The following is an 11,848-nucleotide window of genomic DNA, read 5'->3' as shown; positions in this document are numbered from 1 at the left end:
TGGGCGCGGCGTATCTGTTTTATCTGGCGGTTCAACTGTGGCGCGCGAATCCGCAGGCGGAGATGAAATCGGTAACCGCCAAGGTGAGTTTGTGGGCACTGGCGCGGCAGGAGTTTCTGGTGGCGGCGGGCAACCCCAAGGCCATCCTGATCTTCACCGCGTTCCTCCCGCAATTCGTGGTCCCCGGCCAACCCATCACCCCGCAATTCGCCCTGCTGGGCGCGATGTTCCTGGTGTTGGAGTGGATCGCCATCAGCGCCTATGCCTATATGGGCCTGCACATGCGTCGCTGGTTTGCCGAACCGCGTGGCAAACGTCTATTCAATCGCTGCTGCGCGGGATTGTTGTCGGCGGCGGCGGCGGTGTTGTTGACCGCGCGCAGGGCTTGAGGAAAAAACATGACTCGCAACGAACTCTCCGACCTGTATCTCGGCTACATCGACTGCCTCAACCAACAGGCTTGGAACCGATTGGGCGACTTCGTCCACCCGGACGTGAGCTACAACGCCAAGGTGGTCGGCCTGGAGGGCTACCGCGCCATGCTGGAACGCGACTTCCGCGAGATTCCAGACCTGCTGTTCCACATCCAGTTGCTGATCGCCGACCCGCCCACCGTCGCCAGCCGGCTGAACTTCAGTGTCACGCCCAAGGGTGAGTTTTTCGGGCTGGCGATCAATGGTCGCCAGGTGGCGTTCTCGGAAAACGTTTTCTACACGTTCGTCGACGGGAAAATCGCGCAGGTCTGGTCGGTCATCGACAAAGCGGCGATCGAACAGCAGTTGGCCGTCTAGACTCCACGCACCCATTCTCACGTGGAGTCCCATCATGAAGAGCAAAACCACCCTCTGCCTCTGGTACAACGGCACCGCCGAGGAGGCTGCCGCCTTTTACGCCAGGACCTTCCCCGACAGCACGGTCGACGCCGTGCACCTGGCGCCCGGCGACTACCCGTCCGGCAAACAGGGCGATGTGCTCACGGTGGAATTCACCCTGATGGGCATCCCGTGCATCGGCCTCAATGGCGGCCCGATATTCCCCCACAGCGAAGCGTTTTCCTTCCAGGTCGCCACCGATGACCAGGCTGAAACCGATCGCTACTGGAACGCCATTATCGACAACGGTGGCCAGGCCAGCGCCTGCGGTTGGTGCAAGGACAAGTGGGGGTTGTCGTGGCAGATCACGCCTCGGGTGTTGACGGACGCGGTGGCACACGCTGATCCGGCCATTGCCAAGCGTGCATTTGACGCGATGATGACCATGACCAAGATCGACATTGCGGCGATAGAAGCCGCGATAAAGGGCTGACCGACTACGCCTACGTCTACGAAGCGAGCACAGACAAGAATGACGTTTTCCACTTCGATGCACACAGCGACACCCAAGAGTACCCAACCATGAACGACGGCGTGCGCATCAGCCCACGGACCATCCCCGTGCCCTCTTCGATCAGCCCCGAAGCCCAGGCGATGCTCAAGCGCATGGGGGGTGAAGATGGCGTACCGTTGAACGCTCTGCACGTCATGCCGGCGCCTGACGACCACGACGGCTGGCGCCGCATGCAGGCCACCGTTGCCGAGCACTTCGCCGTAGCCACCGCCGGCCAGACGGCCTCACTGCGCGCGAGCCTGCATACCCTGCGTGTAGAAAACGCCACCGTGCATGTGGCGACGCCGTCGGATCACACCGGCGACGCCTACATCGACCTGCACGGCGGTGCCCTGGTATTCGGCGGTGGCGAAAACTGTCGCGTCGCGGCCGGGAGGCAGGCCGACCTGCACAACATGGTCTGCTACGGCGTGGACTACCGCATGCCACCCGATCATCCCTACCCGGCGGCACTGGATGACTGCATGGCCACCTACCGCCATGTGCTCAAGCATCACGCCCCGGACCGTATCGTGATCGGTGGCCGCTCGGCGGGCGGAAACCTCGCAGCGGCCCTGGTATTGCGTGCCCGCGACGAAGGGTTGCCCTTGCCGGCGGCGCTGGTGTTGTTGTCGCCGGAAGTGGACCTGACCGAGTCGGGCGACAGTTTTCATGTCAACCGCACGGTCGACGTGGTGCTGCCCAACCCGCTGATGGGCACCAACCTGCTGTATGCCGCCGGCGCGGACCTGGCCCACCCGTACCTGTCGCCGCTGTTCGGCGATTTCAGTCGGGGCTTCCCGCCCACTTTCCTGCAAAGCGGCACGCGGGATCTGTTCCTGTCCAACACCGTGCGCCTGCACCGGGCCTTGCGCCAGGCGCGGGTGCCGGCGCAGTTGCACGTGTTCGAAGCGATGCCCCATGGCGGTTTCATGGGCGCGCCGGAAGATGCAGAGCTTGCACAGGAAATCCGCGCATTTGTGCGTGAACACCTGCAACACCCTTGACACATTTACTGACATCCCCTGAAGATGGAAGCCTCATTCAGGGTGTGTCAGTTATGTCCGCAACCTCACTCGTTAACCGTACCGTCATTGGCTTGATTGCCAAGGCGCAAGGTTGCGTTGCGCACGCCCTCAAATCAAAGAAACAGTCGCTCATGTGACCGGGGCGCGCTGTCCCGTCAGATGAGCTGACAGGACATTGAGCGCGGACTCCCTCCCCCTTTGCACAATTCCCCATGCCCTTCTGACGGTGACTCAAGCGGTCAATCATCAGGAGAAAGTGCATGTCATCGTTTCAAGGTATCTGGGTTCCCGTGGTCACGCCGTTCCAGGATGGCGCCATCGACTTTGTCGGCCTGCACCGCCTGGTCAGCCACCTGCTGGACAAGCACGTGGCCGGGATCATGGTGTGCACCACCACGGGCGAAGCCGCATCGCTCAGCCGCCAGGAACAACTGGCGGTGCTGGATGCGGTATTGCAACAGGTGCCCGCCAATCGCGTGGTGATGGGCCTGGCGGGCAACAACCAGATTGAGCTGCTGCAATTCCAGGCCGAGATCCTCAAGCGCCCGCTGGCGGGTTTGCTGGTGCCGGCGCCGAGTTACATTCGCCCTTCCCAGGCCGGCCTAGAAGCGTTCTTTCGCACGGTGGCCGATGCGTCCAGCGTGCCGATCATCCTCTACGACATTCCCTACCGCACTGGCGTGACCTTCGAGCAGGCCACCTTGCTGAACATCGTCGCGCACCCGCGGATCGTGGCGATCAAGGACTGCGGCGGCAACCTGGGCAATACCCTTGCGATGCTGGCCAGCGGTGAGGTGGATGTGTTGTGTGGCGAGGATCTGCAGATCTTCAATGCGCTGTGCCTGGGCGCCAGCGGCGCGATTGCAGCGTCGGCCCATGTGTGCACTGAACAGTTTGTGGCGCTGTGGCAGCAGGTACGGGATAACCAGTTGGCTGAGGCGCGGGCGACGTTCCTTGGGTTGGTGCCGTTGATCAACACGCTGTTCATGGAGCCCAACCCGGCACCGGTGAAAGCCGCGCTGGCGCTGGAGGGGTTGATCGACAGTGAGTTGCGTGCGCCGATGCAGCGGGCAACCGAGGCGGTGACGGCGCGGCTCAACACCGTCAACCTATTGAGCCTTGCATAAGCCATTTCAGGCGACCGCATTCCTGTGGCGAGCGGAGCCTCCCTTGCCACAGAGACCTACCTCAGCTCGGGAAATCGGGCTGCCGGGCCATATGCGCACAAACGGCGCACCCGGGCATCGCCCATGCGCCAAAAAAAGACATTCAATGGACCCCTCGGTTGCGACCGCCCCAATACCAACCTACTGTTCCAGACCATGCTGCGCAATTTGCTGTCCCCCCACCCTAAGCCCCCAGGTGACGACATGCCTACGCTACCCCGCCCTGCCGTACTCGAACTGATCGGCAACACGCCGCTGGTTCGGGTCAGCCGTTTCGATACCGGCCCCTGCACGCTGTTCCTCAAGCTTGAATCACAGAACCCCGGCGGCTCCATCAAGGACCGCATCGGCCTGGCCATGATCGACGCCGCCGAACGCGACGGCCGCCTGCGCCCCGGCAGCACCATCATTGAAGCCACCGCCGGCAATACCGGCCTCGGCCTGGCCCTGGTGGGCCGGGCGAAAGGTTATCGGGTGGTGCTGGTGGTGCCCGACAAGATGTCCACGGAAAAGGTACTGCACCTCAAGGCCATGGGCGCCGAAGTGCATATCACCCGTTCCGACGTGGGCAAGGGCCATCCCGAGTATTACCAGGACGTGGCCGCGCGCCTGGCCAAGGACATACCGGGCGCGTTTTTTGCCGACCAGTTCAATAACCCCGCCAACCCTTTGGCCCACGAGACCAGCACCGCGCCGGAGATCTGGGCGCAAACCCAGCATGATGTGGACGCGATCGTGGTGGGCGTCGGCTCGGCCGGCACCCTTACCGGCCTGACGCGCTTCTTCAAACGGGTGCAGCCGGCGCTGGAGATGGTTCTCGCCGACCCGGTGGGTTCGGTGATGGCCGAATACAGCCGCAGCGGCCGGCTGGAAACCCCGGGGTCGTGGGCGGTGGAAGGCATCGGCGAGGACTTCATCCCGTCGATTGCCGACCTGTCCAGCGTGCGCCACGCCTACTCCATCAGCGATGAAGAAAGCTTCGATCATGCCCGCCAACTGCTCAAGGCCGAAGGCATTCTGGGCGGCTCATCCACCGGCACCCTGCTCGCGGCCGCGCTGCGGTATTGCCGCGAACAAACGGTGCCCAAGCGCGTGGTCACCTTTGTCTGCGACACCGGTACCCGCTATCTGTCGAAGGTCTACAACGACCAATGGATGACCGACGCGGGCCTGCTGCAATTCAAGCACTACGGCGACCTGCGCGACCTGATCGCGCGGCGTTTCGAGGACGGCCGCGTGATCAGCGTGAGCCCCGACGACACCCTGCTCACCGCCTTCCAGCGCATGCGCCTGGCGGACGTCTCGCAACTGCCGGTGCTGGTGGACGGCCGCGACCTGGTGGGAGTGATCGATGAGTCCGACATCCTGCTGGGCCTGCACCATGACGCGGCAGACTTTTCGATGATTGTCGCCAGCGCCATGAGCGACAAACTCCAAACCCTCGACCCCAGTGCCAGCCTGGCCGAACTGCAGGCTGAACTGGACCGCGGCCTGGTCGCCATCATTGCCGACGCGACGGGCTTTCACGGCCTGATCACCCGCGTCGACCTGCTCAACCACCTACGGAGATCCCTAGCATGAGCCAGCCCGACAAAAGCGCGTTTGCCACCCGTGTGATCCACGCCGGGCAGTCACCCGACCCGACCACGGGCGCGCTGATGCCACCGATCTACGCCAACTCCACCTACCTGCAAGACAGCCCCGGCGTACACAAGGGCTTCGACTACGGCCGCTCCCACAACCCCACGCGGTTCGCCCTGGAGCGCTGCGTGGCTGACCTGGAAGGCGGCGGCCAGGCGTTTGCGTTTGCTTCCGGACTGGCGGCGATCTCGACGGTCCTGGAATTGCTGGATGCCGGTGCCCATATCGTCTCTGGCAACGACCTCTACGGTGGCACCTTCCGCCTGTTCGACAAGGTGCGCCAGCGCAGCGCCGGGCATCGTTTCAGTTTTGTCGACCTGAGTGATGTGGCGGCGTTCGAAGCGTCCTTGCAGGACGACACGCGCATGGTCTGGGTCGAAACCCCGAGCAACCCGCTGCTGAGCCTCACCGACCTCAGCGCCATCGCACGTATCTGCCGCAGCCGCGGCATTCTCTGCGTGGCCGACAACACCTTCGCCAGCCCGTGGATCCAGCGCCCGCTGGAATTGGGCTTCGACATCGTGGTGCACTCCACCACCAAATACCTCAACGGCCACTCCGATGTGATCGGCGGTATCGCCATCGTCGGCGACAACCCCGAACTGGCCGAGCGCGTGGGCTTTTTGCAAAACTCGGTCGGCGCCATCGCCGGCCCGTTCGATGCCTTCCTCACCCTGCGCGGTGTGAAAACCCTGGCGCTGCGCATGGAGCGCCATTGCAGCAACGCCCTCGACCTGGCCACCTGGCTGGAACAGCAACCGCAAGTATCACGGGTCTATTACCCTGGCCTGGCGTCCCACCCGCAGCACGAACTGGCACGCCGGCAGATGCACGGTTTTGGCGGGATGATTTCAATCGACTTGAACAGCGACCTGGCCGGCGCCCGGCGCTTCCTGGAAAGCGTCAAGCTCTTTGCCCTGGCCGAGAGTCTGGGCGGCGTGGAAAGCCTGATCGAACACCCGGCGATCATGACCCACGCCAGCATCCCGGCAGCGACCCGCGCGCAGTTGGGGATTGGCGACGGGCTGGTACGGTTGTCGGTGGGGGTTGAGGATGTAGAGGATCTACGAGCGGACCTGGCGCAAGCCTTGGCCCGTATATAAATCCCCCAGAAAACAAAGAGCAAATGTGGGAGGGGGCTTGCTCCCGATAGCGGCGTGTCAGGCACTGAATATTTGTCTGAACCACCACCATCGGGAGCAAGCCCCCTCCCACATTGGGTACGCGTTACCCCTGGATTACGTTGGCACGCGCCGAATGCAGCTTCTTGTAGCTCTCGATCAAGCGCAGATGCCGCTCCAACCCTTCCAGCTTCATGCTGGTCGGCGTCAACCCATGGAACCGCACACTGCCGTCGACCGAGCCGATCACCGCATCCATCCGCTCATTGCCGAACATCCGACGGAAGTTGGCTTCGTAATCCGCCAGTTCCAGATCGTCGTCCAATTCCATCTCCAGCACCGCGTTCATCGCCTGGTAGAACAGGCCTCGCTCGGCTGTGTTGTCGTTGTATTGCAGGAACATCTCCACGCACTCCTTGGCCTCCTCGTACTGCTGCAAGGCGAGGAAGATCAGCAGCTTCAATTCGAGGATGGTCAGTTGGCCCCAGGCGGTGTTGTCGTCGAACTCGATGCCGATCAGGGTGGTGATGTCGGTGTAGTCGTCCAGCTCGCTTTCGATCAGGCGCTCGACCAATGCCTGCAATTCAGCTTCGTCCAGGCGGTGCAGGTTGAGGATGTCCTCGCGGAAAAACAGCGCCTTGTTGGTGTTGTCCCAGATCAGGTCGTCCACCGGGTAGATTTCCGAGTAGTCCGGCACCAGGATGCGGCAGGCGGTTGCGCCGAGGTGTTCGTACACTGCCATATAGGACTCTTTGCCCATGCCTTCGAGGATGCCGAACAGGGTCGCGGCTTCCTGGACATTGGAGTCCTCACCTTCGCCTGAGAAGTCCCACTCGACAAATTCGTAGTCCGATTGGGCGCTGAAGAAGCGCCACGACACCACACCGCTGGAGTCGATAAAGTGCTCGACGAAGTTGTTCGGCTCGGTCACCGCTTGGGCTTCGAAGGTCGGCTGCGGTAAGTCGTTCAAGCCTTCGAAGCTGCGGCCTTGCAGCAGTTCGGTGAGGCTGCGTTCCAGCGCCACTTCCAGGCTCGGGTGCGCACCGAACGAGGCGAACACACCGCCGGTGCGCGGGTTCATCAAGGTCACGCACATCACCGGGAATTCGCCGCCCAGGGATGCGTCCTTGACCAGCACCGGGAAGCCCTGGGCCTCCAGGCCTTCAATGCCCGCCAGGATACTCGGGTACTTCGCCAACACTTCAGCCGGGACGTCCGGCAGGGCAAATTCGCCCTCGATGATTTCGCGCTTCACCGCACGCTCGAAAATCTCCGACAGGCACTGCACCTGGGCCTCGGCCAAGGTATTGCCCGCGCTCATACCGTTACTGAGGTAGAGGTTCTCGATCAGGTTGGACGGGAAATACACCACCTCGCCATCCGACTGGCGCACGAACGGCAGCGAAACGATGCCGCGCGCTTCGTTGCCGGAGTTGGTGTCAAACAGGTGCGAACCGCGCAGCTCGCCGTCGCGGTTGTAGACTTTCAGGCAGTACGCGTCGAGGATTTCGCCGGGCAGCTCGTCATTCGGGCCCGGCTGGAACCAGCGCTCGTCGGGGTAATGCACGAACGGCGCGTTGGCCAGTTCCTCACCCCAGAACTGGTCGTTGTAGAAGAAGTTGCAGTTGAGCCGCTCGATGAACTCGCCCAACGCTGACGCCAGGGCGCCCTCCTTGGTCGCGCCCTTGCCATTGGTAAAGCACATCGGTGAATGGGCGTCGCGGATATGCAGCGACCACACGTTCGGCACGATATTGCGCCACGAGGCGATCTCGATCTTCATGCCAAGGCCGGCGAGGATCCCGGACATGTTGGCGATGGTCTGTTCCAGCGGCAGGTCCTTGCCCGCGATATACGTGCCCGCTTCGGCGCCCGCGCTCGGCATCAACAAGGCCTGGGCATCGGCGTCGAGGTTGTCGACTTCTTCGATCACGAACTCCGGCCCGGCCTGCACCACTTTCTTCACGGTGCAACGGTCGATGGAACGCAGGATGCCCTGGCGGTCTTTATCGGAAATATCCGCCGGCAACTCCACCTGGATCTTGAAGATCTGGTTATAGCGGTTTTCCGGATCGACAATATTGTTCTGCGACAGGCGAATATTGTCCGTGGGGATGTTGCGCGTACTGCAGTACAACTTGACGAAGTAAGCCGCGCACAACGCCGACGAAGCCAGGAAGTAATCGAACGGCCCCGGTGCCGAGCCATCGCCTTTATAGCGAATAGGCTGGTCGGCAATCACCGTGAAGTCATCGAACTTGGCTTCAAGCCGGAGGTTGTCGAGAAAGTTGACCTTGATTTCCATGGGGGCACACCAGAATAACGGACTAAACAAAAATGGCCGCCATTATGAGGTTTTTCATCGGGAAGTTTCAGGCTTTTCAATCATGCCAGGTGATGGGCGGCCGTTTTACCTGGGTAATTCCCCACGTAATGCGCCGAATATCAAATGAACATTTCATGAATCAACGCCCCTCAAGTGTTATCTCAATAGTATTTGATAAGCCACTGAAAGGGTGCCAGCATGGCTATGTGCCACTAACCAATTTCAGCGCTTCAGGTGAGGCCCAATATGGAATACCAACTCCCTGTAACGAAGACGATGAGATGGCTGACAAACGCAGACGCGCCGTATGACACGCGCATACGCAGCGAACTTATATCCGGGCCTTTTTCTTCCAAGGAGGTGCTGTGGGTTGGCTGGTTTAACAGCCTGGTGATGTGCACGGTCGCGGTCACGCTGCAGCCCAGCCGATTCTTCATTGCCTGGCTCATCATTGATTCAATGATCTGGGTCTCACGTTTAGCACTGCTGCATTGGATCAATAAATACGGCAGCCAAAAATATCCCTATGTCATTGATCTATCGCTATTACTGGGCCTGGCCTGGGCGGCGGAGCTGGGCCTGGGTACCGCTGGTTGCCTGATGAGCGGTGATGCGATTCTTCAAATTCTCGGGTGCACCTCAATGGTCAGCGTGAATGCCGCGATCGCCATGCGCAACCAAGGCGTCCCGCGCTACGCATTTACTCAAATATTGCTGACTGATGTGCCCATGAAGCTCGCCACCTTATTTCAGCCGGAACCGCTGCTGAGGATATTCCTGCTCCAGGCGCCGCTGTATTTAACGGGCATGTGGCTACTGCTCAACAAGTTGAACGATAACGTGGTGCGCGCCTTACTGGCAGAGGCCAAAAATGAAATCCGCGCGACCCATGACCCCCTCACAGGTCTTTACAACCGTATAGGGATCCTCGAACTGATTGAAAACACCCTGACCCGCAGCCGGCATGCCGATAAACACTTTGCGGTGCTCTATATAGATTTGGATGGTTTCAAGAGCATCAACGATAACCACGGCCATGCCGAAGGTGACAAGGCCTTAGCCGAGTTTGGCGCAACGCTTAAATCGATCGTCAGGCTCAATCAGGATTCCGCCGGCCGATTGGGCGGAGACGAGTTTATCCTGCTGATGAATAATGCCGGCTTGACCTCTGCCACCCTGGCAGCGCAACGGATTATAGAAACATTACGACAGGCCTCTGACCGCTGCGCGCTCCCCTACGCCTTGCAAGCCAGCATCGGCATTGCCCTCTTTGAAGGCGCCGACAGTGCCTCACACACCAGCGCGCAGACATTGATTGCCCATGCGGATGGCGCGTTATACGAAGCCAAGCGCGCGGGCAAAAACTGTTTTCGTATCGCACAAAGACAATTCGCCACCTAGGTATCCCTGAACGCCATTCGTCACGCACCGGTTTATATCAAACAATCAACCATCAACTTATTCCGTGTGATGCCGATGAACTTATGGCAATTCAGGGAGTAGTCGGAATGCGCAACAACCAGCCCGTAACACAGCGCGAGATTTCACTCGCGCCTTCGCAAAAACTCATCTCCGCCACCGATGTTCATGGTGAGATCACTTACTGCAACGATGCCTTTGTCGATATCAGCGGCTTTGACCGCGCCGACCTGATCGGCGCCCCGCAAAACATCGTGCGTCACCCCGACGTGCCGCCCGCTGTGTTCGCGCACATGTGGAGTGCGCTCAAGCAAGGCCTGCCGTGGATGGGCATCGTCAAGAACCGCTCGAAAAACGGCGACCACTATTGGGTCAACGCCTACGTCACGCCCATCTTCGACGGCAGCCGAGTGGTTGGTTTTGAGTCGGTGCGGGTCAAGCCCACGGCCGATGAAATTCGCCGCGCCCAGGCTCTCTACCTGCGTATCAGCCAAGGCAAGCCGGGCGTGCCGCGCCAGGATGCCTGGCTGCCGGCGGCATTGAGTTGCGTGCCGTACATGGCCACCGGTGTGGCCGGCAGCGTTGCCGGGCTGTTCCTCAGCGCACCGGTGGCGATCGCAGTCGCCGTGGCAGTCGCGCTGCCGGTGGGCCTGTTGTGCTCACACTGGCGCCAGAGCAGCACCTTGCGTCTGTTGGAAGGGGTTGACCCGTCCACGTCCGATGCCCTGATCGCGCAGATGTACAGTGATGCTCGCGGCCCGCAGTCGCGCCTGCAAACCGCGTTCATCAGCCAGACCGCGCGCCTCAAGACCTGCCTCACCCGCCTGCAGGACAGCGCCGAACAACTCAGTGCCCTGGCCGGGCAATCCGACCAGTTGGCCACCGCCAGCGCCAAAGGCCTGGACCGCCAGCGTGTGGAAACCGAACAGGTCTCGGCAGCCGTCAACCAGATGGCCGCGACCACCCAGGAAGTCGCCAGCCACGTGCAACGCACCGCCGACGCCACCCAACAAGCCAACGTGCTGACCGGGCGCGGCCGCGAAGTGGCGCGTGATACCCGTGAAGCCATCGAACGGTTGTCCGCCGTGGTCGGCGAGACCGGGGTGACCGTGGCGCAACTGGCCAGGGACAGCGACGAAATCGGCAGTATGGTGGATGTGATCAAAGGCATCGCCGACCAGACCAACCTGCTCGCCCTCAACGCTGCGATTGAAGCGGCGCGGGCCGGCGAGCAAGGCCGGGGTTTTGCCGTGGTAGCCGACGAAGTGCGCCAACTGGCCCAGCGCACTTCACAATCGACCACCCAGATCCATGGGCTGATCACCAAGCTCCAGGCGTCCTCCAACAACGCCGTGCAAAGCATGCAAAACGGCCAACGCCAGGCCCAGGAAGGCGTGGCCTGGGTGCTGGAAGCGGACCAGGCCCTGGTGGGGATCAGCGAAGCGGTGTCGCATATCACCGACATGACCACCCAGATCGCCGCCGCCACCGAAGAACAAAGCGCCGTCGCCGAGGAGATCAGCCGCAACATCACCACCATCGCCGAACTGGCCGACCAGACCTCGATACAAGCCCATCAATCCACGGACCTGAGCAAGGAATTGACCAATACCGCGTCCACCCAATACGCGTTGGTTGAGCGCTTCAATCGCTAGAGGCTGACACGTCTCTCGTGTAATGAGCCCGCTTACTGTGGCGAGCGGGCTTGCCCCGCGTTGGGCCGCGAAGCGGCCCCAAAACCAGGCACTGCGGTTTGTCTGATGGAACACAGTGATCTTGATT

The 11,848-nt window shown here is 61.3% G+C and carries 10 protein-coding genes; 9 read left to right on the top strand and 1 reads right to left on the bottom strand.

Features of this window, described 5'->3' with window-relative positions:
• The 7 genes from J1G35_RS29800 to J1G35_RS29770 all read left to right on the top strand — a co-directional run.
• Positions 1-389: LysE family translocator (locus J1G35_RS29800; protein ID WP_223016789.1), on the top strand; the 389-nt coding region annotated here is incomplete at its 5' end.
• A 9-nt stretch (positions 390-398) separates the two neighbouring features.
• Positions 399-791, top strand: coding sequence for an ester cyclase (locus J1G35_RS29795; protein ID WP_223016788.1), 393 nt, complete (start codon positions 399-401; stop codon positions 789-791).
• A gap of 34 nt (positions 792-825) precedes the next feature.
• On the top strand, positions 826-1,305 hold the full coding sequence (locus J1G35_RS29790) for a VOC family protein (RefSeq protein WP_223016787.1): 480 nt from the start codon (positions 826-828) through the stop codon (positions 1,303-1,305).
• Between the two features lie 89 nt (positions 1,306-1,394).
• Complete coding sequence (locus J1G35_RS29785; RefSeq protein ID WP_223016786.1) at positions 1,395-2,372, top strand: alpha/beta hydrolase; 978 nt, start codon at positions 1,395-1,397, stop codon at positions 2,370-2,372.
• Between the two features lie 281 nt (positions 2,373-2,653).
• Positions 2,654-3,520, top strand: coding sequence for a 4-hydroxy-tetrahydrodipicolinate synthase (gene dapA / locus J1G35_RS29780; RefSeq protein ID WP_223016785.1), 867 nt, complete (start codon positions 2,654-2,656; stop codon positions 3,518-3,520).
• Positions 3,521-3,763: 243 nt separating this feature from the next.
• Complete coding sequence (locus J1G35_RS29775) at positions 3,764-5,140, top strand: cystathionine beta-synthase (protein ID WP_053139147.1); 1,377 nt, start codon at positions 3,764-3,766, stop codon at positions 5,138-5,140.
• On the top strand, positions 5,137-6,303 hold the full coding sequence (locus J1G35_RS29770) for a cystathionine gamma-synthase (RefSeq protein WP_223016784.1): 1,167 nt from the start codon (positions 5,137-5,139) through the stop codon (positions 6,301-6,303). The genes J1G35_RS29775 and J1G35_RS29770 overlap by 4 nt, the downstream gene beginning before the upstream one ends.
• 124 nt (positions 6,304-6,427) lie before the next feature.
• Here the strand turns inward: J1G35_RS29770 and J1G35_RS29765 are convergent, their stop codons facing one another.
• Entirely contained in the window at positions 6,428-8,626 is a 2,199-nt protein-coding gene (locus J1G35_RS29765; protein ID WP_223016783.1) for an OsmC domain/YcaO domain-containing protein, read from the bottom strand.
• A 267-nt stretch (positions 8,627-8,893) separates the two neighbouring features.
• Here J1G35_RS29765 and J1G35_RS29760 point away from each other — a divergent pair, with 267 nt between their 5' ends.
• Together J1G35_RS29760 and J1G35_RS29755 are read left to right on the top strand one after the other, a co-directional pair.
• The gene (locus tag J1G35_RS29760) at positions 8,894-10,048 is read left to right on the top strand and encodes a GGDEF domain-containing protein (protein WP_223016782.1); all 1,155 of its coding nucleotides are present in this window, start codon (positions 8,894-8,896) and stop codon (positions 10,046-10,048) included.
• Positions 10,049-10,155: 107 nt separating this feature from the next.
• The gene (locus J1G35_RS29755) at positions 10,156-11,721 is read left to right on the top strand and encodes a PAS domain-containing methyl-accepting chemotaxis protein (RefSeq protein ID WP_223016781.1); all 1,566 of its coding nucleotides are present in this window, start codon (positions 10,156-10,158) and stop codon (positions 11,719-11,721) included.
• Positions 11,722-11,848 lie beyond the last annotated feature (127 nt).

Origin of the sequence: Pseudomonas sp. SH10-3B, from assembly GCF_019891415.1 — a bacterium.
Lineage (GTDB): Bacteria > Pseudomonadota > Gammaproteobacteria > Pseudomonadales > Pseudomonadaceae > Aquipseudomonas.
Note: the sequence above shows the minus strand (reverse complement) of the source record. Positions and strands in the feature narration are given on the sequence as shown.